Below are 25,279 nucleotides of genomic sequence, written 5' to 3' on the forward strand. Positions count from 1 at the left end.
CGCCAACGGCCCCAACTGTGGACTGTTGTCTTAGCTGCCCGCGGCAGCCCTGCGCGATTGCAAATATTTGTAGGGACCCAGGGCCACAGCCAGCAGCTGCAGCCAGACGAGCCGGTCGACCTGGGACTCCAGCGAACTGTGGATCGGCGGCCCCTGGAGCGCCGGCTGGCCGGCCTGTTGCCGCCGGTTCAGGAACTCGAGTCCAACGCCCCAGCTCCTGGCAAGGGCCAGCCTCGCGGTACGGGGGTCCATCATCACCTTTGTCATCCAGGCCCCAAGGCCGTTGCCGTAGTCCCGCGCCTGTACCCGCAGGTCTTCAAGCCCGTCCCGGTGGCGGTGCCAGACAATAGCGGCCGTCTGGACCACCAAAGCGTGCCCCGCCAGGATGACCCGGGTGAACATGTCGATGTCTTCCCCGCCGCCCGTAGGAGTTCCCACCCCCAGGGCGGGATCGAACCCGCCAAGGCGAAGTGCCGGCTGGCGCCTGAGGGCAAAATTGGCCCCCGTTCCGAAAGCTCCGGGGCTGAACGGGAACTTGGGGAGCGCCGCGGGCGGGTTGGCGAGCGAGTAGACCTGCGGAACCAGGCTCCGTGACCAGCTGACCTTCGAATCGAAGTAGCCCTGGGTGGGCGTGCGGAGCTCTCCCGCGGGAACCAGCCCCGTCACGCAGGCAGCCCCGGGAACGGCTTCGAATGCCGCGGCGATCTCCCGCAGCCAGGACCTGTCCACCACCACGTCATCATCGGTGAAGGCCACGAGGTCTCCCCTGGCGTGCCGAAGGCCGGTGTTCCTGGCATGGGAGAGGCCTGGAACGGGTTCGGTCACCAGCCGCACCCGCTCGTCCCTGAACTCGCGCCGGACCAGTTCTTCAGTGGCCTGCGTGGCGGGGGCGTTGTCCACCACCACCACGTCAAAGTGCGGGTAGTCCAGGGCAAGGATGGTCAGCAGCGCACCCCGCAACTGCAGGGTGCGGTCCCTGGTGCACACCACCACCGTGATGTGCGGGGTGGTCACCGCCGGCGGGAACGATGCGACTGGCGGCAGGGCCGCCAGGGCGTCCTGGAAGACAGTCCGGTCCACGATTCCCGCCGGCGACGGCACGTCGACAAATCCCCGCACAGCCCCCGACGCACGCACCAGCAGCCGTGCCCGCTCGTATCCAGCATGGTTCTCCAGTTCAAAGCGCGAACAGTCCGCGAGGTCCTCCAGGTCCACCGACCCGATCCACCGCGCCCCCGGCCACGCCGGCGGCAACAGCGACTCCATGGCGGGCACCAGGATCAGCGCCTCGCCCTGGAGATCCTCAAGCACTTGGCCGTCACCTTCGCTCATTGCACTTCCCTCCACTGTGCGCCGGCCGGGACCAGGACCACGTCCTCTTCCTCCGGGCCCGTCCAATGCTGAAGCCGGCGCCCCTGGAAGTACCCGGCTGCGGTGCAGGCCAGGACCGCAATGACCGCGCCGGCACGGCCCAGCCCGTCAGGACTGCCATCGCGCCCCCACGACTTCAGGCCGGTGAACACTGCGCGTGGGAGCACGCTGCGGACATAGCGGCGTTCCGGGCCCAGCGCCCGTTTGTGGCCCACCAGCTGGCTGACCTGGGCTTTGGATAATCCCTCAGCCCAGGACCTGGACATCATGTAGCGCCACGTCCCGCGGGATGCGGGAACGTGGTGGCGTACCAGCGCCGCGGGTTCATAGACAATGCGCGAACCCGGCAAGCCCATCCGGGAGCGGATGCAGATTTCGGTCTCCTCACATCCCAGCGGCAGCGTGCCTTTGCGGCCCAGCGACTGGTTGAAGCCGCCCACCTGGCGCAGCACCTCAAGCCGGAAGGACATGTTGGCGCCGATCACATTGCGGACTTCCGAAGCGACGCGGGGCAGGCCGCGGTGGCTGCACCCCACGATCCAGTCCAGTTCCTCCGCGAAGTAGCCCGGCCGGCCGGATTCCCACAGCGGGACCACCTTGCCGCCCACCCCCAGGACATCCGGATCGTCGTACAGCGCAACCAGGCGTTCGAGCCAATCCGGCGCCGCCTCGGCGTCGTCATCAAGGAAGGCGACGATGTCCGATTCGACGAGCCCGACGCCCGTGTTGCGGGCCCCGGACAATCCGGGAAGGCCGGCGCTCTCAACCACCGTGACGTCGTCGACGATCTCGATGAGCCGCTCGTAGAGGTCCTCGTTGTGGTCGATGACCACCAGCACCTGGTCCGGGGCAAGCGTCTGGTTGCGGACTGATTCGATGACGTCGAGCAGCATGCCCCACCGCTCGGAGGTATACGCGCAGATCACCACTGACACGGACAGTGGCTTGATGCGGTCAAGCATGCTGGCTCACCGCCGCAACGAGGGTGTCCTGCTGTTTCACGGCCGGGGTGAGGACGCTGTGCGGATCCACCGGAAGCCGCGGGAAGTGGACGTTGGAGTAGGTGTACTTCACCCGGCGGAGCGCTTCCGGGCGGGCACCTGCCGTGGGTGCCTCCCACAGTGTGCATTCCCGTGCCAGCGTGTGCAGTACGCGCCACCCGTCACGGAACGTTTGCAGGTTTGATGCTCCCGAAATCCGGTCCAGCTCAAGGCTTGGAACTTCGGCAATCCTCAAGCCGCCCTTGGCAGCCCGGACAATAAGTTCCGTCTCGATCTCGAAGCCGTCCGACTGCAGCTCCAGCACCTGCAGGCATTCCCGGCGGAAGGCGATGTACCCGTAGCAAAGGTCCGAGTAGTTGCTGTGCAGTACAGCATTCGCGAGTCCGGTCAGCGCCCGGTTGCCGGCCTTCCGCAGCCGGGTCAAGTCTTCCGACCCGCCGCCGGTGACGTGCCGGGAGCCCTTCACGAAATCAAAATCGTGCTGGAGGGGTGCAACGAACCACCCAATCTCCTGGGGGTCCATGCTCCCGTCCGCGTCCAGCATCACGATGATGTCGCCCTTGGCGGCGTTGAAGCCGGCGCGGAGAGCCACACCCTTCCCCTTGCGTGTTTCATTGACCACCACCACGTCCGGGCGCAGGGCCTTGGCCACTTCAACAGTCTTGTCCTGCGAGCGGCCGTCGACGATGATCACCTCATCGACGTAGGAGGGCATCCGGCGGAGAACCCAGGGGAGGTTCTTTTCCTCGTTCAGGGTGGGAATGACCACGCTGATTGAGGCTTGTGGAAATAAATGTCCCGGCTCGGAAAAGAGAGCTGGAAGTTGGGGGGAAATCGACAATTGCCTCACCACTTCATGACAGTTCGGATTCTTGACAAGGCCGCCGGCCGTTCTGGCGGTGGCACTAACGCTTCATCCGGTCATGGTCTGGTCGCTGACCCCCCAGCAAACCGTCGCCAATCCTCTGGCCGTTCAGGAAGACTACCCCCTACCTAATGCGGGTATCACGAGTAGTAGGTACTCACTTTTTACCTGGGGTTCACCCCCTGTTAGGCAAGTAAAGGGCTCGGGGGAGGCCAAAAAGATTAGGTATAGGGGGAACCGGGTGCCGGGAAAACATTAGGTAGGGGGATGGGAGAAACCCCTATTTAGGTATGGCACTTGCATTGCCCCAGCTCCTGTCCGGGCATACGCTTCTCGGTACTTGGGGACTGAGAGCTCTTTGTGACTGGGCCAAACGGGCGGACGTTCCCCGAATTCTTCCTATGCCCCAGGAGTTCCCTTATGAAGCTCAGACGCAGACACTTTTTCAGCCGGACAGGCCAGGCCCTTGCCGTTGCAATGCTTCTGGCGGCCTCCATCCTCGGCTTGCCCGGTACGGCCGTAGCGGATCCCGTCTATGGCACCCAGAGCATTGCCTATTCAGGGGTGTCCAATCCGCCGACGTCGGACAAGCCGCAAAGCAAGCTGTGGTGGAATGACGGATCGTGGTGGGCCGACATGTGGAAGTCCGGCACCGGATGGAGCATCTACCGGCTGGACCGGGCCTCCAACAGCTGGGTGGACACCGGGGTGGTCAATGACACCAGGGGAAGCACCCTGGCGGACACAATGTGGGACGGGTCCCACCTCTACATTGCCTCCCACGTGGTGACCATCACCGGCGATGGAACACCCAAGCCGTCACTATCCAACTCCCCGGCCAAGCTCTACCGGTACAGCTACGCCGGCGGCAAGTACACGCTCGACAGCGGTTTCCCCACCACCATCACCAACAATTCCAGTGAATCCATGACGATCGACAAGGACACCACCGGCCGGGTCTGGGCGACCTGGACCCAGGTTGCCGGGAATTCGACGTCGGGATACACCAACACCGTGTACATGAACGCCGCCACCAACAGCGGCGCCTCCTGGGGGACGCCCTTCGTCCTTCCCGTCAGCAACCCGAACCCCGCTCCGGATGACATCTCCGCGGTGGTGGCCTTCGGCAACGGGCAGGTGGGTGTCATGTGGAGTGATCACAAGTCCGACACCGTCTGGTGGGCCACGCACAAGGATTCAGATGCTGCCAACTCCTCCTGGAAACTGCAGCCGGCCCTGCGCGGCAACGGCCAGTCCGATGACCACATGAACCTCAAGACGCTGCAGGCGGACACCAGCGGCCGGGTCTTCGCGGCGGTCAAGACGAGCCTGAATGACATTTCCAGTGATAAGACGCTGCCGCAGCTGATCCTCCTGGTCTTCAAGCCCGGTACCGGAGCATTCACGCAGTCCACGATTGCCAAGACCGGCGACTGCGTCTCGCGGCCGCAAATTATCCTGGATACCCAGAACAACCTGGTGCGGGCGTTCCACACGGCTCCGCCAACCTCAGTTTCCGGCTGTGCCTACTCCGGCGTCGCGGGGAGCATCTATGAGAAGACCGCGTCCATGGACAATCCCGTCTTCGGTTCCGGCCGCGGCACGCCCATCATGCAGGCAGCGTCGTCGTCGAACATCAATGACGTGACCACCAGCAAGCAGAGCGTGAACAACACCACCGGACTGGTGGTCATGGCCAGCGACAATGTGGCGAAGCGCTACTGGTTCTCGGACCGGTCGCTCGGCGGCACCCCGCCGCCCGCGGGCCAGGCTCCCGTGGCGTCGTTCACCGCCAACCCGACGTCGGGTGCCGCGCCGCTGAATGTGACCTTCACTGATACGTCCACCAACGCGCCCACCTCGTGGGCATGGACCTTCGGCGACGGCGGCACGTCCACAGCACAGAACCCCAGCCACTCATACACGACGGCCGGGACCTACACCGCCAAACTCACGGCGACCAATGCCACGGGTTCATCGTCGGCGACGGCAACCATCACCGTCGGCTCGGCACCACCGCCGGCAACAGGCGGCATTACCGTGGTGAATTCCAGCACCTCCAACTCCGGGACTGCCGTGACCACTGCGTCATTGACGGTTCCTGCCGGTACCGCGGCGGGTGACGTCCTGGTCGCCTCCATCACCACGGACCTCAACCCGAACCTGACCGCCCCTGCCGGCTGGACGGCAATGGTCGATGCGAAATCCATCAACAGCACCTCGACCTCCGGTGCACGGGCGTTCGCGTACTACAAGGTGGTGGGTGCCTCGGATCCGGGAACGTACAGCTGGGCGCTCAGTTCGGCGGCCAAGTGGGGTGGCGGCATCACCTCCTACCGCGGCGTCAACAACGCCACGCCCCTGGACAGCCCGGTGGTGACCGCCGCTGACACCAGCTACTCGGCCACCAGCATCACGGTGGGCAGCATCACCACGGCCAGCAACGGCGCGATGCTGATTGGCGGGGTGGCCTGCGACTGCAGTGCACCCGTGGTCACCGCCCCGTCGGGCTGGACCGAACGCTGGGAGGCAGCGGCTGGGCAGATCGCCGAGCAGGCGGACAAACCGCAGGCGACGGCGGGGGCCAGCGGAACGGCCACGTGGACCCTGAGTGCCGCACGGGCCGTGGCCGCCTGGCAGGCCGCCCTCAAGCCGGCGGCCTAGTGCAACCCATAACTGAATAGACAACTGAATGAATAACTGAACAGGAAGCGGCTCCGGCCCGCCATATACGGCGGACCGGAGCCGCTTCCCATTCAATGTCAATGTCATCAGGCAAAAGTCCTTTTCGTCGCTTGGCTTTTAGGAGAAGTCGCCCAAGGCCACAGCGAAGTCGAGTCGAGGCTTACCACGACGTCCAGCACCCAGCGCTGCCCCTGCCCCATCCTCGGGTAGCCGCTGCCGTGAAGTGCACAACGCGGAATCTGGGCCGGGCTGCCCCCTGGCAGGCGGTAAGGCCCGCGCGGGCCCAGCCGCGTCGAAACAGAGCATAGTCGGCGGAGTTTTGTAATGACGAGGGACCTTTGACCTCAATCACGGCGGTGAACCTCGGAATTGAAATCTTGAGCAAGTGCAGGGTCCAATCTTGATGAAATCCAGCGGTAACCCGGTGGTGCCGTTGTTTAGATGGGCGCTATATTCGCTGTGTATAAGCTGAGGCCCGCGCTGGGGAGCGGGGCGCCGGGATGTGCAATCGGTATGCGGGAAGCGGTCTCCTTCTTCAATGAATGGGGAACGTCATGACGCTTATGGGCCGCACTAAAGAACTTGATCGAATTCATTCCGTAATCCGTGGGCCCAAAGAAGCAGCCCTGACAGTAATTGGGCGCAAGGGGGCAGGGAAGACCGCCCTGCTGTCGGTGATACCCACACTCTCCGATTACCGCACTGTGTATTTGGCGGCCAGTGCTGCCGAATCGGACTGGCCATTATCGGGTTTGACCGCGCTTCTAAACGACATGGATGATCCCGTCCTGAACCGCATCGCGGACGAGCTAATGCGGGACGCCACCGGCGCCATGAGCGTGCCGGCAGTGGCCAGCACCCTGCTCAACGGCCTGCACCAGCGCTCCTCATCACGCACCGTTATCGTGCTCGACGACGCCGACCAGCTCGATCCCAGCAGCCAGGCTGTCATTGGCTTCATTGCCAGACGTTTATCGGGCACCGACATCGTCCTGTTTGTCGGCGTGCGGGAGGACCTCACGGAAAGCGCCTTTAGCGGCCTTTCTGCCTTGCGCCTTGAGCCCCTGAGCTACTGCGACACTGTACGGATGCTGGAGAGCACGCCGACAAAGAGGACCACGACGGCGGCTGCGCACGCGGTTGCCGCAGCCACCGGTGGAAACCCGCTTGCCGCCGTCGACGTTTACAACCGGTTGCTGGAGAGGCATGCAGAGGGCAAGTACGCACTGCCCGTCCCGCTGCCCTCCGGCGGCAGCTTTGATGCGGAGTACGCGTCGGCCGTGGGCGCACTGACCCCTGGCGCCCGCAACGTCCTGGGTCTACTGGCACTTTCCTACCGGAGTGACATCACTACGATCGAGAAGATCGACCGCGAAGTGTGGACGAGCGTCGACGAGCTGCTGGCTGCCGGCTTGGTGAACCGAACGGGCCCCCATCTGGGGATTGGAGACCAGCTGCTACGGGGACATGTTTTCACGGCAATGACGCCGGCCGTACGGACAGCCAACCACCGGGCCCTTGCGGAAGCAGCCAGCGACACGGACCCTTACGCCCGCAGGTGGCACCTAAGCTTTACCGCCCTGGAACGGCAAACCCCGTTCCAGCTGCTGCGGCACGCCGTTGACCTGGTCCGCGGTGGTGAAGTGAGTTTTGCGATCGAGTACATTGAGCGCGCACTGACCATCAACCCTTGGGAAGCGGAAACGGCGGCGCGCCTGACCACCGCGGCTGAACTGCTGTTCAACCGGGGTGAGTTCGTGTATGCACGCCGCTACCTGGAGTGGGCACAGCGGGTTACCCGCAATCCTGCCTTGATCCTGCGGTTGACTGGCCTGTCTTTCGAAATCCAATTCGCCCAGGGAGCTGCCGTGCGTGCCAGCATGGTGCTCCGGCTTGTGAAGGAATTCGGTCAGCATGACCCGGCATACGCCGCAAGCCTGCTGGCCATTGGCGCCCTCTACTACGCAGAGCGGTGGGAATTGCAGGACGCCTCCGAACTCCTGCGCCACAGCAACGCATTCCGCGGGTCAGCATCCGCGCAGTGCCTGGGTATCGCCGAACGCGCCAAGCTGCTGATTGAGTCCATCGGCGGTGACACGGCCAATCTTGGCCGCAAGCAGGAACACACGGGCACCGCCCGGATAGCCGTCCTTTTGATGCACGGCCGGGCCCTCACTTATGCCGAACACTATGAAGGCGCCCACGAAACCTTTGCCTTGCTCAACAGCGCGGACGAACCAGGCCATGTTAACTGGCAGAAAACCGCATCATTCATGGCTGTGGACAACGCGATCCGCGCCGGTAACGTGCGCGCTGCCGTTCGGCTGATCGACGAACTTGAGGTTTCCGAACCCGAACTCAAGTACCACCGTGGAATGCGGCACCTCTTCCGGGTGTGGCGGGCGCATTCTCTTGGCGACGATGCACAGGCCCGTTCCTATGCAATCGAGGCGCTCCGCTATGTAGGCGCGGACAGCCACCCTGCCATTACGGCACAGCTTGCGGCTTGCCAAGGCCACTTCGCACTGTTGCGCGGCGACCTGGCCGAGTCTGTTGCCCAGTTGTCCCGGGCCGCGGAAATCGGCACGCGGTTTAGCAACCCCACCCTCCTGCGCTGCGAAGCGGACCTGGTGGAGGTACTGATCCGCCTGGGCCGGCACCACGAGGCCACGCAGGCGCTGCTGCGCCTCGAGAGCCGTTCGGTCGGGCTGCGGTCCCCGTGGCTAATGATGGCTGTTGCCCGGAGCCGTGCCCTGCTTGCGGACGGCGAACAGTCGCTGCAGCTTTTCAACCAGGCACTCGAAGGCAGGAACGGGCATACGCTCGAAAGGGCAAGGACCCTTATGTGCTACGCGGAGCGACTGCACGCGTTTGGCAGGCTCCGCGACGCGAGGGATACATTCCTCCGCGCCAAGGTGATGTTCGACGAGGCGGGTGCGGATGCATGGACGCAGCATGTGGATGCCCTTCTGCTGGATGAACGCATGGAGCCTGTCCGCATGCAGGGCAACCCAGCCATGCTGTTACTCGCTGACCATGAGCGGGCACTGGCCAAGATGGTGGCGCGGGGCATGCGCAACAAGGAAATCGCCGCTACCTTGTACGTATCCGTGCGCACGGTCGAAGTGCGCCTCACTGCCATTTACCGCAAGCTTGGCGTTGAGTCCCGGGCGCAGCTGACCGCCCTCGCCGCGGGCAAGGGATCCACCACGGCCGCCGAGCCTTACGTCCTGCCCGTCCTATAGGCCAAAAGTCCTGCAATCTGCAGGTCCCCGCAGTATCCACATCCTTCCTCCGCGGGAGCCACAAACGCCTTGGCGATCCCGCTCAAAGGCGCCAGTCCGAGGCTAGTTTTGCTTCATCCCAAAGGATAGGCGGCCAAGCCGGAAAGGGGCACCCATGGCAGAAGCACCAGTGGCTAAATCCCGGCCTGCGTTTGACTGGCGCACCACCCCCGCGGTTGCGCCCCGGGCTTCAGCACAGCAAGTGGTGGCGGCGGAGACTGCAGGGACCCCGCTGCCGCTTCCGCAGGTGCCCGCTTTCCACGGCGCGAAAGCCCGGACCCGGAAGGCGACGGCAGCCTGGATCTCCAAGCATGTCAACCTTCTCCGGGGTGCAGACGCCCTTATGGTGACGGTAGCCGTTTACACCGGTTTCACCCTCTCGGAAGCCGGGTTCGCACCGGTTGGGCCCCGAGACGGCGGGGCAGCAGTTGCGGCGGCAGCACTGACCGTCATCTGGCTGGGCGCCCTGGAGGCCTACCACACCAGGGACCCCAAGGTGCTTGGCATCGGCGCCGACGAATACAAGCGGGTGGCATCGGCCACCCTGCGCATCTTTGGCCTGATGGCCCTCGCCGCGGTGGTTTTCTCCGTCCACGGAGCCACCGCGTTCGTCACGGTTTCACTGCCCCTCGGTTTGGCGGCCCTGACGGCCAACCGCTGGGCTTTCCGCAGGCGGCTGGCCGGGGAGAAATTGCGGGGCAGGCACCTCTCACGGACTGTTGTGGTCGGCGAACCGGAGGACGTCAGGTACGTCATACAGCAGGTATCGCGGAAGTCGGGAGCGGTGTATGAAATCCTGGGCGCCTGCCTCCCGGGGGCACGCCGGGGAGCCGGCCTTCGGGTGGACGGCCGCACCGTTCCTGTGCTGTCGTCAACGGATGACATCGCCCGGACCGTACGCCTGGTTGACGCGGACTCTGTCATTATTGCCGGGCCCATGCCGGGCGGAAACAAGTTCATCCGGGAGCTGGGGTGGAAACTCGAGGAGTCCTCCACCGAGCTGATCCTGGCGGCCACATTGACCAACGTTGCCGGCCCCCGGATCCACTGGCGGCCGGTGGAGGGCCTGCCCCTCATGCACGTGGACATTCCGCAGTACGGCGGCGCAAAGCATGCCTTGAAGCGCGTCATGGATGTCATTGCCGCGCTGGCCGCCCTCCTGGTCCTCTCCCCGGTGCTCCTGGCACTCGCGGCGATCGTCCGGCTGGACAGCCCGGGCCCCATCTTCTTCCGGCAGGACCGGATCGGCAAGGACGGCCAGGTCTTCGGAATGTTCAAGTTCCGTTCCATGGTGGTCGACGCCGAGGCGAGGCTGGCTGCGCTGAACCAGCAGAACCAGGGGGCCGGGGTGCTCTTCAAGGTGAAAGACGATCCCAGGGTCACCCGCTGCGGACGCTGGATGCGCAAGTATTCGCTGGACGAGCTTCCCCAGCTTTGGAACGTGGTGCTGGGCGATATGAGCATGGTGGGGCCGCGGCCCCCGCTGGACCGCGAAGTCAGTGGCTATGAACGCCACACCCACCGCCGGCTCTTGATCAAGCCTGGCATCACCGGACTCTGGCAGATCAACGGCCGCTCGGACCTCCCTTGGGAGGAAGCGGTCCGGCTGGATCTCTACTACGTCGAAAACTGGTCCCTTGCAGGTGACCTTCTGATTCTCTGGAGGACGCTCCGGGCCGTCATCAGGCCATCCGGCGCTTACTAGCTCATCCACAAAACGGGAAGAAAATCACATGAGATCATTCGCCAACCAAACTCACGCCCCTGCCCAGCCGCGGCCAGCGCGAAAACTCCGTATCGCCGTCGTCGGTGCCGGCTACTGGGGACCAAACCTGGCCCGCAACCTCCAGAGCAGCCCCGACTGGGACTTGGTGGCCATTTGCGACCTGGACCTCGAACGGGCGCGGAAACTCGCAGCCACGCTCGGGGATATCCCCTGTGTGGAGTCCATGGACGAGCTGCTGGACTTTTGCGATGTGGATGCGGTGGCCATTGCCACCCCCGCGCGCACCCACCACGGGGCGGTCATGACGGCGCTGCGGGCCGGGAAGCACGTCCTCGTGGAAAAGCCGCTGGCGGACAACAGGGAACACGGGCTCGAGATGGTGGCCGAGGCCCAGGCGAACGGTCTGGTGCTGATGGCGGACCACACCTATTGCTACACGCCAGCCGTCCTGAAGATGCAGGAACTGGTGCAATCTGGATCCCTCGGGGAGATCCTGTTCGTGGATTCCACCCGGATCAACCTGGGGCTCGTCCAACCTGACGTGGACGTCTTTTGGGACCTTGCTCCGCATGATCTTGCCATCCTGGACTTTGTCCTCCCGGGTGGACTGAATCCGGCCGAAGTGTCCGCCTTCGGAGCAGATCCACTGGGAACAGGGCGGGACTGCGTGGGACACCTGAACTTCCGGCTTCCCAACGATGCCACGGCCCACGTACATGTGAACTGGCTGAGCCCGACGAAAATCCGCCAAATGGTGATTGGTGGTTCCCTGCGGACCCTGGTGTGGGACGACCTGAACCCCCAGCAGCGGCTTAGCGTCTACGACCGCGGCGTAAGCCTGGACCGGCAGCCGAAATCCGTCGGCGAGAAGGCATCAACAGCAGTTTCCTACCGCCTGGGTGATACCTGGTCCCCCGCGCTTCCGGAACGGGAGGCCCTCAGCCTGGTGGTACAGGAACTGGCATCCTGCATCCGCAGCGGCCAGGAAGCGAGAACAGGCGGCACATCCGGGCTCCGGGTTCTGTCGGTCCTTGAGGCCGTCACCCGCAGCCTGGCGATGGACGGCCAGGCTGCCCCAGTGGCGGGATCCGCTATGGCCGGAACCGGCACCGAAATGGAGGGAGCACGGTGAGGGCCTTGGAGGGGGCCAGCGTCCTGGTCACCGGCGGGGCGGGCACCATCGGATCCACTCTGGTGGACGCCCTCCTGGATGCCGGTGTGGGCCGCATCGATGTGCTTGACAACCTGGTTCGCGGCAGGCTGGACAACCTGGTCGGCGCCCTGGCATCCGGGCAGGTTGAGCTGGTACAGGGCAACATCCAGGACCGGGACCTGGTGCATGACCTTACCCGCGGCAAGGACCTGGTGTTCCACCAGGCGGCCATCCGCATCACCCAGTGTGCCGAGGAGCCCCGGCTGGCCCTGGAGGTCCTGGTGGACGGAAGCTTCAATGTCCTGGAAGCGGCCGCGGAGCACAAGGTAGCCAAGATCGTGGCGGCGTCCAGCGCCTCCGTGTACGGGATGGCTGAAGAGTTCCCCACCACGGAACGGCACCATCATGCGAACAATGACACCTTCTACGGGGCAGCCAAGTCCTTCAACGAAGGCATGGCCAGGAGCTTCCGGGCCATGACCGGCCTCGACTATGTGATGCTCCGCTACTTCAACGTGTACGGGCCCCGGATGGACGTCCACGGCCTGTACACCGAGGTCCTGGTGCGCTGGATGGAGCGGATCATGGACGGGGAGCCGCCGCTGATCTTTGGTGACGGCCTCCAGACCATGGACTTCATCCACACCGCTGACGTCGCCCGCGCAAACGTGCTGGCTGCCGGCAGTGACGTCGTTGAAGGGACCTACAACGTGGCCAGCGGTACGGAAACCAGCCTGCTGGAGATGGCGCAGGCACTCCTGCGGGTTATGGGCTCCAGCCTCACCGTGGAGCATGGGCCCGCGCGCCAAGTGAACGGCGTGGTGCGTCGCCTGGCTGACACCTCCGCGGCCGCCCACGACCTTGGCTTCAAGGCCGAGGTGGAACTCGAAGAGGGACTGCGGCAACTCGTCAACTGGTGGCTGCCACTGCGCGATGAGATTGCCGCAGCACGGAAGGTTGGTGCGTGATGACTGCTGAACCCGTTCTTGCCCGGATCAACGTCATGAAGCCCTGGCTCGGTGAGGAGGAAGCCCGGGCTTTGGCTGAGGTAGTGGCGTCCGGCTGGGTGGCGCAGGGACCCAAGGTCAAGGAATTTGAGTCGCGCTTCGCCGAATTCCAGGGAGTCCGCCACGCGGTTGCCACGTCCAGCTGCACCACGGCCTTGCACCTGGCGTTGGTCGTTGCGGGAATCGGGCCCGGGGACGACGTGGTTGTGCCGTCTCTGTCGTTCATCGCTACCGCGAACGCCGTGACATACGTTGGGGCGCGCCCGGTGTTCTGCGATGTGGACGCGGCCACCGGAAACGTGACCGCGGAAACCATCCACGCTGCGCTCACTTTGGACACCCGTGCCGTGATCGTGGTTGACCAGGGCGGTGTGCCGCTGGACATCGACCCCATCCGCGAGCTGTGCGACCGGCACGAAATCACCGTGATTGAAGATGCAGCATGTGCCGTCGGATCCACCTACAAGGGACGGCCGGTGGGTGCGGGCGCGGATGTTGCCGTATGGTCCTTCCACCCGCGCAAGATCCTGACCACCGGTGAAGGCGGCATGCTCACCACCAACCGGGCTGACTGGGCGGCCAGGGCCAGGACATTGCGCGAGCATTCAATGAGCGTATCCGCGACGGACCGGCACGGTTCACTGCTCGCCCCGGCGGAGTCCTACCTCGAGGTCGGGTTCAATTACCGGATGACGGACCTGCAGGCCGCCGTCGGACTGGTCCAGCTGGGCCGGCTGCCGGAAGTGCTGGCACGGCGGCGGGACATCGCCGCGCAGTATGTTGCCGGCCTCTCGAGGGTGCCGGGCCTGCGGCTGGTGTCGGATCCTCCTTACGGCACCACCAACTTCCAGTCGTTCTGGGTGGAAGTCCTGCCCAGCTTTGGAACCAGCCGGGACGGGCTCCTGCAAAAGCTGGCGGAAGCAGGGATCTCGGCGCGCAGGGGCATCATGGCGGCGCACCGCCAGCCCGCCTACCGGTGGCGTGACTCCGGTGGAACCCTGCTCCAGCACACGGAACGGCTCAACGACAGGACTTTGATCCTGCCGGTGTACCACGAGCTGGACGACGACGGCCTGGTCAGGATCATCAGTACCATCCGGGCTTCGGCCGCAGGGACGCGCACATGAGTGAGCTGATCCTGATAGCTGCCAGCGGCCTGGCCCGCGAAGTCCTGGCGATGGTGCGCAGCAGCGGCCAGTACGACGTCGTCGGCCTGCTTGATGACGACAAGGAAATGGCGGGCGTGACCGTGGACGGGGCGCCCGTACTGGGGACCATCGATGACGCTGCCAAGTACACCCACGCGTTCGTGCTGGTGTGCATCGGGTCTGGCAGGGCGCGCGAGTCCGTGGTGGAGCGCTTGACGTCACTGGGCCTTACAGAGGCCCGCTACGCCACCGCCGTCGACCCTTCGGTCCAGTACCCGGAGGGATGCCGGGTGGGCAGGGGCAGTATTTTGCTCCGGAACGTTACGCTCACCGCCTCGGTGACGCTGGGTTCGCACGTGGTGGCGATGCCTTCAGTGACGTTTACGCACGACGACGACGTGGCGGACTTCGCGACGTTCGCTGCGGGTGTGTCGCTGGGCGGCGGTGTCCGGATTGGCCGGGCGGCCTACCTGGGCATGAACGCCAGCGTTCGCGAGCGAACATCGGTGGGGGCTTACGCCACGGTGGGAATGGGGGCGGCAGTTTTGAGCAACGTCCCAGACGGGCAGACGTGGGTTGGGGTGCCGGCCCACGAGATTGATGGGGAAAGCTTCCGGATTGGGGGGATGTCATGAGGATCGTCCGGGCGCGGGAAGCTGCAGATGCAGCAGCTGTCACTGTCGTCATTCCCTGCTACAACTACGGAGCTTATCTCCCACAGGTTGTGCAAAGCGTATTGGCGCAGAAGCGTGTTTCACCAAGGGTCATCATTGTCGACGATGCCTCACCCGATGGGTCCGTGGCGGTGGCCCACGCCCTCGCCAAGGGGGACTCAAGGATCGCAGTGGTGGCCCACGAGAAGAACATTGGCCACATCGCCACTTACAACGATGGTCTCGCGAGGGTGGAAACGGAATTTGTAACGCTCGTTTCAGCAGACGACATCGTTGCTCCTGGCGCTTTGTCCAGGGCCACCGACCTTATGAGGGCCTATCCCCGAGTAGGCCTGGTTTATGGCCTGCCATCCGAATTTCGGGGGGACCCCAAGCCCTCCTGGGAGCAAGACGGCGCGCAGCCCAACTACTGGACTGTCTGGCCGGGCAAAGAGTGGCTCCTGTGGTCCTGTCTGCGGGGGAGGAACTTCATCTTTTCGCCGGAAGTAGTGATGCGAACCTCGGCTATGCGGCAAGTGGGCTTCTACAACAAGGATCTTCCGCACTCGGCCGATCTTGAGTACTGGCTCAGAACTGCGGCCGGGTGGGATGTGGGAAGAATCAACGGTCCATCCCAGGCGTACTACCGAATCCACGAAAAGAACATGCACCTCACCAGCTACAGCACCCTTCAGATCGATCTGGAGCACAGGCTTGCTGCGTTCCGTGTGCTGGCCACAGCGGAGGTGGCCCCTCAATTGCCGAACGGAGGCAACTTGTTTGAGCTCGCCAGGCGGGGAATCTGCAGGGAAGCTCTCCTGCTGGCCGAGCGGAATCTGGACAGCGGCGGATCAACTGGTGCATCCCTCGAGCTCTTGGAGGTGGCCAAGGCTGCTTACCCTGGCGCAGCCGGCACCCTCCGCGGCCGTGCACTCAGCCACCGCCTCCGGCGGGCCGTTAGTGGAGCAGCGCCCACAAACTTCCAGACCTTCATGGAAAGCTACCGGCACCAACTGAACCGCGCACGTTGGGTCGCCTGGCGCAAAGTCGGAATCTCATGACTCGGGAAGAGGCTAAGGCGGCTCCGGTCCAAGCGGTCAAGGCAAAATTGAAGGGAGGGCTTGCCTGGGGCGCAGCCGGGGTGGTGGTAAGCAGGGCACTGCAATTCCTTACAATGCTTATCCTGGCCCGGATATTGGCCCCCGAGCACTTTGGCGCCCTGGCTGTGGCACAGGTTATCCAGACCATTGCAGTCAATGTGACCGAACTGGGGGCCACGGCAGCACTGGCACGCGCCGATCGTGATCCGCGTGAAATCGCACCCACAATCCTTACTTTGGGAGTGGCAACAAGCGCGGTGATCACGGGATCCGTGATGCTCTTTGCGCCGCCCCTGGCCGCGGTCCTTGGAGATCCTGACGCTTCAGGCGTCATTCAAATCCTCTCAGTCACCATTCTTCTGTCAGGGTGCTCAGGTGTGCCCGCGGCCTTGGTCTGGCGCGACTACCTTCAGCGACCGAGGGCGTTCGTGGAACTCGCGGGGGCTGTATTGACTCTTGCAGTGGCGGTCCCTTTGGCGAAGGACGGTCTAGGAGCCTACGCCCTTGTCTGGTCACGTGTAGCCGGGCAGTTACTGACCACGGCCGGATATTGGATAATTACGCCGGTCCGTTTCCGTCCGGGCTTTGACCGGCGTGCTGCAGGCTATGTCCTCCGGCTCGGGATGCCGTTGGCGCTGGCGAACCTCGTTGTCTTCGCCACCTTGAATTTGGACTACGTCATCGTGGGTAAGCAGTTGGGTCCTGCCCAGCTGGGTGTCTACCTTCTGGCATTCAGCCTGGCCAACCTGCCGAGCAGCTTAATTACTGCCATGATCCGCACGGTCGCATTACCTACTTTCGGCCGCTTGCATAAAGCCGGACTTCTCGATCGGGCGGCACCGGATGTCCTCGGGTTGGCCGCATACCTGGCCATGCCGATATCCGCGCTGCTGGTGGGACTGGCAAGTCCACTTGTACAGGTGCTTTACGGCAGTACCTGGCAAGGTGCTGCGGCCGCCATGGTCGGACTCGGCATCTTTGGAGCGGGCCGCATCGTATCGGAGATCCTGGCCGATCTGTGTGTCGGGGGTGGCCGCACAACAGGACTGTTCTGGGTACAGATGCTTTGGCTGGCCTGCCTCTTCCCAGCCCTTCTGCTGGGCGTGTCTCTTGCAGGGGTCAGCGGTGCAGGAGCAGCCCACGCCATCGTGATCTGGGCAGCAGTCCTCCCTGTCTATTTCTTCCTCGTAGCCCGAATTATCAAAACGTCGGTCAAGCGGATGCTTGTGCCATCCATCATCCCGATTTTCGCGGCTATCGGGGCCGGTACCCTGGGCTGGCTCGCTTCGCAGTGGACTACCCCGCCGGTCCTCGCGCTTGCCTCCGGCTGCCTCGCCGGCGCTGGGTTGTACCTGGCTCTGACCGCCAGGGCCGCCAAGCGGACGTACCTGCGACTAAGTCAGTTGAGTACGGCAGGCGCGGAACAGGAAGGCTGGCCTGAAGTCGATGCGATCACAGCACCGGAGACCACCAACACCTCCCAGACAACCCCGAGGAGCTCGAATTGATCCATTCTGCACAAATCCGTGTGCCTCTGGTTGATCTCCCGGCACAGCAGGAGGAGATCCGGGAGGAACTAGAACCCCAACTGATGGATATCATGGCGCGGGCTGCGTTCGTCGGCGGAAAAGAGGTGGAGCTGTTCGAGCAGCAGTACGCTGAGTTTCTCGGCGCGCGGCACTGCATCGGCTCTGCAAATGGCACTGACGCGTTGGAAATGGCGCTCAGCGCGGCTGGTGTTAGACCAGGCCAGGAAGTGATCCTTCCGGCCAATACTTTCATAGCGACCGCGGAGGCGGTTCTCAGAACCGGTGCGCAGCCCGTGCTGGCTGACGTAGACGAGGAGCACCTGCTGCTGGACCCGGAGTCGGTGCGGAAGTTGATAACTGACAAGACAGCTGCCATCATCCCGGTGCACCTCTTCGGGCAGGTAGCCCCGGTTGAGCGGCTGAAACCAATAGCGGAAGAATGCGGCGCTGTCATCATCGAAGATGCGGCGCAAGCGCAAGGTGCCACCAGGTTCGATAGGGCCGCGGGCACGCTCGGGCACTTGGCGGCCACCAGCTTTTATCCGGGCAAGAACCTGGGAGCCGCCGGAGACGCCGGGGCTGTCACCACCGACGACGACGCGGCGGCCCGGCATATACGGCTACTTGGTGCTCATGGAAGTGAACACAAGTACAAGCACGAGATCATGGGCCGCAATTCCCGCCTGGATACCCTTCAGGCCGCAGTACTCTCCTGCAAGTTGCGGCGTCTGGCGGCATGGAACGACTTGCGCCGCGAAGCAGCCAGGAACTACCGGCAACTCCTGGCGGACATCGAGGAGCTCCGACTGCCAAAATCAGCTCCAGGAAACTCGGACGTTTGGCATCTTTACGTCGTCCGGCTGGGGAATCGGGACGCCGTAGCAGATCACCTGCGCCAGGCAGGCGTGGCAACCGCGGTCCATTATCCGGTTCCGGTTCATCGAACGAACGCCTGGAAACGTGCCGGCCTTCCCTGCCCGGGTCTCCCTGTGGCCGAGGCTGCCGCCCAACAGATTCTCTCCATCCCGATCTACCCCCACATCACACGGCAGCAGCAACAGCATGTGGCGAAGGCATTGAAGGACGCGATGGCAAGGAGGCCAAAGTGACCAGGGTCAGTGTGAACGAGGTTATTGCCCGGGCCAAAGCCAGGGGAATTGCAGATACATCGCGCCGCGCAATACGCCGCCTTTACGGCGAATTGGATGCCCGTCTGGGACTCCAGCCCCTCAATTTCCCGCTGGATGCAGGGGATGTTTCCAGTTCAACCGGCATGGGCATGCGAGAGCCCCGGTCTTTTAGCGGTCCCATGCATATTGGTTGGCTCATAACACCGCCCATTCCCGGTGCCGGAGGCCATACGACCTTCTTCCGAATGGTGCGGGGGATGGAAGAGCGGGGCCACCGCTGCACGATTCTGGTATACAACCGGAACGACGGGGCAATGGAAAGGCACCGGTCCATCATTAGGAAGTACTGGCCCAGCGTGTTGGCGGATGTCCACCCTGTCCCCGGACGATTGGATGGCCTTGACGCATGCGTGGCCAGTTCATGGGAGACGGCCCATGTGCTCGCCGCCCGTATCCCCCGCCGCGGAGGCCCTTCACCCCATTACTTCATCCAGGATTACGAGCCCTACTTCCATCCTCGCGGTTCGCTTTACTCACTTGCCGAGGACAGCTATCGCTTCGGCTTCAACTTAATGGCCCTTGGACCGATGGTGGCGGAGGTACTGAAGCGGGAGGTCGGCGTCCAGTCAACCGTCCTGCCCTTTGGAAGTGATGTTGGCACCTATCGGATAACCAACACGGCTGGGCGTTCCGGCGTCGTATTTTTCGCCAAACCCGAGGCTGAACGCAGGGGCTACGATATGGGCCGTCTGGCGCTGCAGGAATTTCATCGCATGCAGCCAAGGCAGGAAATCAATGTCTACGGTGCGCGCGCGACTGGTTGGGGTATTCCCGTGCAGCAGCATGGAAGGGTTTCCCCTCAAGAGTTGAACGAACTCTATAACCGGACAATTTCCGGGCTGGCGCTGAGCTTTACGAACATTACCCTGGTGGCAGCGGAAATGCTTGCGGCCGGAAACGTCCCCGTACTCAACGATGATTCTTCTGCCCGCTCGGTTCTGACCAACCCGGAAGCAGTCTGGGCCGCACCCAACCCGACTGATCTGGCCAAGGCATTAAGTGACGTTGTGGCAGCCGCCGGAACAGCCGAACGCTCGGCCAGGGCCGCAAGGGCCGCCGCTCACCGCGAATACACCTGGGCTGAAACCCAGGCCAGCTTTGCCCAAGCCATAACCGGCCGCAAGTTCAGCCCGTCGCGCTCCCGCTAACGCCGGGTACCGCCATTACACGCAGTCAACATGCCAAAGGAGACTACGGATGCGAATGCCTACAGCCCTTTCGTGGTTTTCGGCTGCCCTTCTTGTTGATTCGCCAGCGAAGGGTGCCACCACACCATCCAAGCAACTGCCGGATCCGAAGGGACTGCAGTATGTCCCCGCCCTCGATGGCCTGCGTGCTGTTGCCATTCTGCTCGTCCTCATACATCACGGCCTTCAGCCCCAGACGTTCGCGGGATTCCTCGGTGTGGACATTTTTTTCGCTTTATCCGGTTTCCTCATCACGACGATATTGCTCACCGAATTGAAACGGAATCACCGGATCCGATTAGGCCTCTTCTATTGGCGCAGGGCGGTCCGACTTTATCCCGCACTGCTCATAGCCATCGTAGCAATCCTTCCTTTCGGGTTGCTCGTGAGGGGCAGCAAGCACCTCATCGAAGTCGCCTTGGCCGCCACGTACCTGACGCCCGTTGCTGGCCAATTCTTCGGTAAAGCCGGCCTCACCTGGCTCCAAACATGGAGCCTTGGAATTGAGGAAATCTTCTACCTCATGTGGCCCTTCGCATTGATACTCCTCTTTTCGCGACGCGTTGCAGGCAAATGGATCGTGGCCCTGACTTTGGGAATTCTCCTGGACGGTGCACAACTCATGATGGGCTGGACCGGACAGGACGCGAGTTATTTCCTTCGAGCAGGAGGCCTGTTCCTTGGATGCAGCTTTGCTTTGTGGCTGGCTGAGCACACAGATGTCCGTTTCACCCCGTCGTGGGGTTATTCCGGTGCGCTGGTAATCGCCATTGCCGTGGTTGCCGCCGGATTCCGGCCTTCCCTAAATTCGCTGGCCTACATAGCAGCTGCCGCCGGGACAGTGGCCATCATTGCTTCCATCGTGGCGGGTGACCGGAGCAGATTTTGCTTGAAGACCGTCCTCTCGGTTCGCCCCGTCGTGTACGTCGGAAAGATCAGTTACGAGCTGTACATCTGGCACTATCCGGTAGCGATCCTGATTATGCTCGCCACCGGAACGGACCAACTCATCAACGTCGGTTGGTACGCCATACCGGCAAGTGCGGTCCTGGCGGTCCTCACCCACCAAGCCCTTGTTAAGCCCGCTGCCAAATGGAAAACGAAATTCTCCTGACGGGGTCGCCTGAAAAACCCGTCGCGGGGGCCCGCAGTTTCCACACTGTTGTTCCAGCATCTCCACAAAGCGCCAACAGGTTCATCCCGGCAGCAAGCAATGCCGCGTTAGTTTTGCACCCAGGCCGATGGGTTCACCCGCCTTCAGGCGCTCCGAAAGAGGAAAGGAACGAACATCGTGACAGGCAAGCATGAGGTCAACAGCGATGACTCCGGTACCGGAATGGGAGTCCGTGGCTATGTCCGGGTGGCAAGGCTCTACTGGCGTTCCATTGCGGTGATCACAATTGTGGTCACCGCAGTGGTCACCCTATGGGGCGCCCTCCAGCCGCGCATATACGCAGCAGAGTCCAGTGCGCTGGTCCTCACCGTCGGTTCTGAGAATGTGAATACACTCCTGACGGGGGATGCGCTGGCAAAGTCCAAGATCAAGAACTACGAGTCCATAGCTGAATCACGCCTGATCGCAGATCAGGTCATCGCATCGGTGGGGCTGAACACCACCGCAGACGCCCTGCTCCCTACGATTGCAGTCAACGTCCCCGTTGAAACGGCGGAAATCCGCATTACCGCCACTTCTCCGGATCCGGTCGTGGCCCAGCGGACAGCCGACGCGTGGATCAGCGAATTGGCCAAGCAAGTCCAATTACTCGAGAGTTCCGTCACTGCCGGTCAGGCACCCTCCCCGGCCCTCCCGGTGGGCTTGGTTCCGCTGGATAAGGCGGCCCGTCCCGTTGCGCCAATTTCTCCAAACATCCAGCTGGCGCTCCTGTTGGGTGCTGCTGCAGGTCTGCTCCTCGCATACGCCACAGCGCTCCTCCGGCACCACCTTGACCGCAGGCTGCGGAGTTCCAGCGAAATCGAGCGCCTCTTCGAAGTTCCGGTGATCGGGACGCTCCCCTTTGATCCGGACATCAGCGATACCCTCAAGGTACTTGGCACGGAGCGCCACGAACTCCAGCGAACAGAAGTACAGAACCGCGCCTTTATCGAGGCTCTTCGGTCACTCAGGACGAACCTGAGGTTCCTCGACATCGACCACCGTCCCCGCATCATCCTGGTAACAAGCCCAATGACCTCCGAGGGCAAGTCCACCGTTGCTGGGAACCTGGCCGTGACAATGGCCGCTACCGGCGAACCGGTCGTCGTCGTGGATGGAGACCTCCGCCGTCCCCGCATTGCCGGAGCCTTCAACCTTGTCCCAGGAGTCGGGGTGACCAATGTCCTTAGCGGCCAGGCCAAACTGGTGGACGTCATCCAGGCGCCCACCGTCCTGTCGAATCTCTCGATCCTGGGCTCAGGACCATTCCCGCCCAATCCAAGCGAACTGCTCGGCACCAATGCCATGAAGCAACTGCTTACCACCCTTGCAGCCGGAGCCACCGTGCTCATCGATGCGCCCCCTCTGCTTCCAGTCACGGACGCGGCTGTCCTGTCACGTGCCGCCGACGGAGTAATCGTGGTGGTCCGGGCCGGACAAACCACGCGGGACGAACTGGAAAGGTCGCTGAAAATACTTCACACGGTCAAGGCCTCCGTCCTCGGCGTGATATTCAACTGCGTTCCCACTAAGGGCGTGGATGCCTACGCCTACTACGGTTCCTACATGGCAGCCCCGCACACGTCATCCTCCGGAAGCCCGGACAGCACTGACGTTCATGAAAGCGCCCCCAAGGAAATCCGAAAAGCGTCGTAGCTGCCGGCAACGGAAAAATGCCTGGAGTGGCTTGCATGGGATACAGGAGAATGAAAATGCCCAAAACTGTGGCAGTCATCGGTACTCGCGGTTATCCGAGCTACTACGGCGGATTCGAAACTGCAGTCAGGAAGATCGCACCCTTTCTCGCCGGCAAAGGCTGGGATGTCAATGTGTATTGCTTACCAGGTTCCACCAAGGATGATGATGCTGCCCGCGACCCCCGGGTCCGGACCACCACCACCCCGGGTCTGGAAAGCAAGTCACTGAGCACCCTGTCATTCGGCCTCACCGCCGTTCTGCACTGCCTTCGAGAGAAGCCGGATGTCGCGCTGGTGATGAACGTGGCGAACGGGTTCTGGCTGCCGCTGTTGAAACTGCGTGGCATACCTACCGTTGTGAACGTTGATGGAATCGAATGGGAACGTGCCAAATGGAACGGCTTCGCAAAACTCGTGTTCAAGCTCGGCGCCCGTCTTACCGCCCGCTTCGGGACGCTTTTGGTGAGCGACGCCGTCGAAATTCAACGGCGCTGGAAAGTGGACTTTGGCCGGGAATCCGTGTTCATTCCATATGGGGGCGACGTTCCGGTTCCGTTGGAGGTTGTCCCGGGCCTCACACGGGACTCCTACGTACTCATGGTGGCCCGCTTCGTCCCTGAGAACACGGTGTCGGAGTTCTTCCAGGCAGTGGAGAAGATAGCCGGGGAACATCCTGTAGTCATTGTGGGCTCCAGCGGGTACGGCGGTTCCTTCGACGAAGACGCGAAAACGTTGAGCGCCCGGCATCCGAATGTCACGTGGCTTGGCCACCTCAGCGACGACAATAAACTGCTGTCGCTGTGGCAACATGCCGGGGTCTACTTCCACGGCCACAGTGTAGGAGGGACAAATCCGGCCCTGGTGCAGGCGATGGCGTGTGGAGCACCGGTGGTAGCGCGCCGCACCGCGTACAACAGCGAGGTCCTCGGCGCCCCGGAGCATCTCGTCCCTGCCGATCCGGCGGCCATCGCCGACGCGCTGCGCCACATGTTGTCGGACGCCGGCCTCCGGGTGAAGGCAAGGCAGGCAAACAGGGAGCGCGCCATCCTCCACTACAACTGGGAGGATGTCTGCAGCAGTTATGAACGAGCGCTTGTGGCGGCGGTGGGGCCGTCGCGAAAACCAGCAAGCCGGCTCACGGTTGGGAATGCCGCATGATCATCCCGGACCTGGCGGCCGTGGTGGTGCACCACCGCAGCTACGGGACGCTGGGAGCCACCCTCGACGCCCTTGTTGCAGGTGGCGTCGCCCCGGACCGGATCCTCGTAGTGGACAATAGTGAGGAGACCCTGCGACAGGCCGAGGTGGAGAACCTCATGCCACCGGGTGCACATTCGATTTACATTGCGAACGCCGGTTACGGTGCAGCCGTCAACCGTGGAGCGGCCTGGCATGAGAAAAACAGCTACGGATGGCAATACCTTCTGGTCGCCACCCATGAGTCACGGCCCGAAGCAGACTGCCTGGCCCTCCTCCGTGCCGCCCTCGCGGAAGATCGGGGAACAGCCGTGGTTGGACCCGTACTGGTTACGGGAGACGACGGGAACACCAATTGGTCGGAAGGGGGACGCTTCACCAAAGTCCTGGGCCTACCCCGCCACCGCGGACATCTGACGGCACGGCCCGGGCCGTCCGCAGCTCCCCCACAACCGGTGTCGTGGCTTGACGGCGCCCTCCTGATGTTCCGGCGCGGCATACTGGTCCGTTACCCGATTGATGAAACCTATTTCCTGTACATGGAGGAAACGGACCATCATCAAACCCTCCGTCGCCACGGGTGGAAGGTGCAGGTGTGTCCGCAGGCTTTTGCCTGGCAGCATTCAAACGGTGTTCCGCCGTTCTACCTGACACGGAACATCCAACTCTTCCATGCCAAGCATGGGTCACGATTCCAGGCCCAGGCGTCCGCACCGTACCTTTTGGTGCGCTCCGTGGCCCGGGACCTCATCAAAAACCAGCACATGGGCACGATCCGTCCCCTGCTGTCCGGGCTTCGCGCCGGCCGGACGCTGGCTGCCGGAGCCCGTCCCATGCAACCGGGGGGCGTCATCATCGTGAACCCCCTGGGAGGCGCCCTGAGGCACTACACCAACGCGCTTCACCAGCACCTGGTGGATGCGGGTGTCCCGGCCCAGGTCCGGTCCCTTGATGAACCCTCCGTCTCTGGCAAGCACCGGCTCGCGTGGCTGCTGGAATACGTTGAACTGCTGGGACGTGCTGGTTGGCACACACGGCGCAGCAGCGCCCCACTCCGGGTTTTGGTCACCTGGCCTGTTTTGGGTTTTTGGGACCTACTCCTGGTCAAGGTGATGTGCGGGAGTTCCTCGTGGGTGGTCTATCACGACCCCGACCCGTTGGTCAGGTCAACCGGAAGCGGCCGCATGGTATCCGCCCTCATGCGGACGCTGAAAAGACGGCCTGGAGCGCTGGTTCACAGCGAAGAGGCTGCCAAGGCAATGCGTTCAAGGGGAGTTGACGCCTCAGCGTTAGTACGCCACCCGGTACTTCCACCCTCAAAGGAGACGCCCGC

Annotated in this window: 17 protein-coding genes; 14 read left to right on the forward strand and 3 right to left on the reverse strand. The window is 63.1% G+C overall.

Annotation, left to right across the window (positions count from 1 at the left end):
- Positions 1-30: 30 nt before the first annotated feature.
- From NMQ03_RS20800 to NMQ03_RS20810, 3 genes are read right to left on the reverse strand one after another with little or no spacing between them, the layout of a single operon-like run.
- Entirely contained in the window at positions 31-1,332 is a 1,302-nt protein-coding gene (locus NMQ03_RS20800; RefSeq protein WP_255173791.1) for a glycosyltransferase family 2 protein, read from the reverse strand.
- Positions 1,329-2,333, reverse strand: coding sequence for a glycosyltransferase family 2 protein (locus NMQ03_RS20805; RefSeq protein ID WP_255173792.1), 1,005 nt, complete (start codon positions 2,331-2,333; stop codon positions 1,329-1,331). Before NMQ03_RS20805 ends, NMQ03_RS20800 begins: the two co-directional genes overlap by 4 nt.
- Positions 2,326-3,141 carry a glycosyltransferase family 2 protein gene (locus NMQ03_RS20810; protein WP_255173793.1) on the reverse strand — a complete coding sequence of 272 codons (816 nt, stop codon included), beginning with the start codon at positions 3,139-3,141 and terminating at the stop codon, positions 2,326-2,328. The genes NMQ03_RS20805 and NMQ03_RS20810 overlap by 8 nt, the downstream gene beginning before the upstream one ends.
- Positions 3,142-3,657: 516 nt before the next feature.
- Here NMQ03_RS20810 and NMQ03_RS21070 point away from each other — a divergent pair.
- The 14 genes from NMQ03_RS21070 to NMQ03_RS20880 all read left to right on the forward strand — a co-directional run bounded on the left by NMQ03_RS21070 (position 3,658) and on the right by NMQ03_RS20880 (position 23,907).
- Complete coding sequence (locus NMQ03_RS21070; protein ID WP_303694100.1) at positions 3,658-5,901, forward strand: PKD domain-containing protein; 2,244 nt, start codon at positions 3,658-3,660, stop codon at positions 5,899-5,901.
- Positions 5,902-6,485: 584 nt separating this feature from the next.
- A complete protein-coding gene (locus tag NMQ03_RS20820; protein WP_255175692.1) occupies positions 6,486-9,167 on the forward strand; it encodes a LuxR family transcriptional regulator in 2,682 nt (893 codons plus the stop codon).
- A gap of 154 nt (positions 9,168-9,321) precedes the next feature.
- Complete coding sequence (locus NMQ03_RS20825) at positions 9,322-10,911, forward strand: sugar transferase (RefSeq protein WP_255173794.1); 1,590 nt, start codon at positions 9,322-9,324, stop codon at positions 10,909-10,911.
- A gap of 28 nt (positions 10,912-10,939) precedes the next feature.
- Positions 10,940-12,064 carry a Gfo/Idh/MocA family protein gene (locus NMQ03_RS20830; protein ID WP_255173795.1) on the forward strand — a complete coding sequence of 375 codons (1,125 nt, stop codon included), beginning with the start codon at positions 10,940-10,942 and terminating at the stop codon, positions 12,062-12,064.
- Positions 12,061-13,053, forward strand: coding sequence for an NAD-dependent epimerase/dehydratase family protein (locus NMQ03_RS20835; RefSeq protein ID WP_255173796.1), 993 nt, complete (start codon positions 12,061-12,063; stop codon positions 13,051-13,053). The genes NMQ03_RS20830 and NMQ03_RS20835 overlap by 4 nt, the downstream gene beginning before the upstream one ends.
- A complete protein-coding gene (locus NMQ03_RS20840; protein ID WP_255173797.1) occupies positions 13,053-14,219 on the forward strand; it encodes a DegT/DnrJ/EryC1/StrS aminotransferase family protein in 1,167 nt (388 codons plus the stop codon). Before NMQ03_RS20835 ends, NMQ03_RS20840 begins: the two co-directional genes overlap by 1 nt.
- Positions 14,216-14,875 (forward strand): acetyltransferase, encoded by a 660-nt coding sequence (locus NMQ03_RS20845; protein ID WP_255173798.1) that lies wholly within the window; start codon positions 14,216-14,218, stop codon positions 14,873-14,875. The genes NMQ03_RS20840 and NMQ03_RS20845 overlap by 4 nt, the downstream gene beginning before the upstream one ends.
- On the forward strand, positions 14,872-15,954 hold the full coding sequence (locus tag NMQ03_RS20850; RefSeq protein ID WP_255173799.1) for a glycosyltransferase family A protein: 1,083 nt from the start codon (positions 14,872-14,874) through the stop codon (positions 15,952-15,954). Before NMQ03_RS20845 ends, NMQ03_RS20850 begins: the two co-directional genes overlap by 4 nt.
- Positions 15,951-17,501: a lipopolysaccharide biosynthesis protein gene (locus NMQ03_RS20855; protein WP_255173800.1), complete on the forward strand. Its 1,551-nt coding sequence runs from the start codon at positions 15,951-15,953 to the stop codon at positions 17,499-17,501. The genes NMQ03_RS20850 and NMQ03_RS20855 overlap by 4 nt, the downstream gene beginning before the upstream one ends.
- Positions 17,498-18,631, forward strand: a complete 1,134-nt coding sequence (locus tag NMQ03_RS20860; protein WP_255173801.1) for a DegT/DnrJ/EryC1/StrS aminotransferase family protein — start codon at positions 17,498-17,500, stop codon at positions 18,629-18,631. Before NMQ03_RS20855 ends, NMQ03_RS20860 begins: the two co-directional genes overlap by 4 nt.
- A complete protein-coding gene (locus NMQ03_RS20865) occupies positions 18,628-19,860 on the forward strand; it encodes a glycosyltransferase (protein ID WP_255173802.1) in 1,233 nt (410 codons plus the stop codon). The genes NMQ03_RS20860 and NMQ03_RS20865 overlap by 4 nt, the downstream gene beginning before the upstream one ends.
- Positions 19,861-19,915: 55 nt before the next feature.
- Positions 19,916-21,013: an acyltransferase gene (locus tag NMQ03_RS20870; protein ID WP_255173803.1), complete on the forward strand. Its 1,098-nt coding sequence runs from the start codon at positions 19,916-19,918 to the stop codon at positions 21,011-21,013.
- A 177-nt stretch (positions 21,014-21,190) separates the two neighbouring features.
- Positions 21,191-22,708 (forward strand): polysaccharide biosynthesis tyrosine autokinase, encoded by a 1,518-nt coding sequence (locus NMQ03_RS20875; RefSeq protein ID WP_255173804.1) that lies wholly within the window; start codon positions 21,191-21,193, stop codon positions 22,706-22,708.
- A 68-nt stretch (positions 22,709-22,776) separates the two neighbouring features.
- Positions 22,777-23,907, forward strand: a complete 1,131-nt coding sequence (locus NMQ03_RS20880; RefSeq protein WP_255173805.1) for a glycosyltransferase — start codon at positions 22,777-22,779, stop codon at positions 23,905-23,907.
- The last annotated feature ends 1,372 nt before the right edge of the window (positions 23,908-25,279 follow it).

Source organism: Arthrobacter sp. DNA4 (assembly GCF_024362385.1).
Taxonomy (GTDB): Bacteria; Actinomycetota; Actinomycetes; order Actinomycetales; family Micrococcaceae; genus Arthrobacter.

What these genes read in the sequence shown, in the direction of transcription:
- NMQ03_RS20800 (WP_255173791.1), bottom strand. Translation starts at nt 1,332, where the DNA reads ATGAGCGAAGGTGACGGCCAAGTGCTTGAGGATCTCCAGGGCGAGGCG.
- NMQ03_RS20805 (WP_255173792.1), bottom strand. Translation starts at nt 2,333, where the DNA reads ATGCTTGACCGCATCAAGCCACTGTCCGTGTCAGTGGTGATCTGCGCG.
- NMQ03_RS21070 (WP_303694100.1), top strand. Translation starts at nt 3,658, where the DNA reads ATGAAGCTCAGACGCAGACACTTTTTCAGCCGGACAGGCCAGGCCCTT.
- NMQ03_RS20820 (WP_255175692.1), top strand. Translation starts at nt 6,486, where the DNA reads ATGGGCCGCACTAAAGAACTTGATCGAATTCATTCCGTAATCCGTGGG.
- NMQ03_RS20825 (WP_255173794.1), top strand. Translation starts at nt 9,322, where the DNA reads ATGGCAGAAGCACCAGTGGCTAAATCCCGGCCTGCGTTTGACTGGCGC.
- NMQ03_RS20830 (WP_255173795.1), top strand. Translation starts at nt 10,940, where the DNA reads ATGAGATCATTCGCCAACCAAACTCACGCCCCTGCCCAGCCGCGGCCA.
- NMQ03_RS20840 (WP_255173797.1), top strand. Translation starts at nt 13,053, where the DNA reads ATGACTGCTGAACCCGTTCTTGCCCGGATCAACGTCATGAAGCCCTGG.
- NMQ03_RS20845 (WP_255173798.1), top strand. Translation starts at nt 14,216, where the DNA reads ATGAGTGAGCTGATCCTGATAGCTGCCAGCGGCCTGGCCCGCGAAGTC.
- NMQ03_RS20850 (WP_255173799.1), top strand. Translation starts at nt 14,872, where the DNA reads ATGAGGATCGTCCGGGCGCGGGAAGCTGCAGATGCAGCAGCTGTCACT.
- NMQ03_RS20855 (WP_255173800.1), top strand. Translation starts at nt 15,951, where the DNA reads ATGACTCGGGAAGAGGCTAAGGCGGCTCCGGTCCAAGCGGTCAAGGCA.
- NMQ03_RS20870 (WP_255173803.1), top strand. Translation starts at nt 19,916, where the DNA reads ATGCCTACAGCCCTTTCGTGGTTTTCGGCTGCCCTTCTTGTTGATTCG.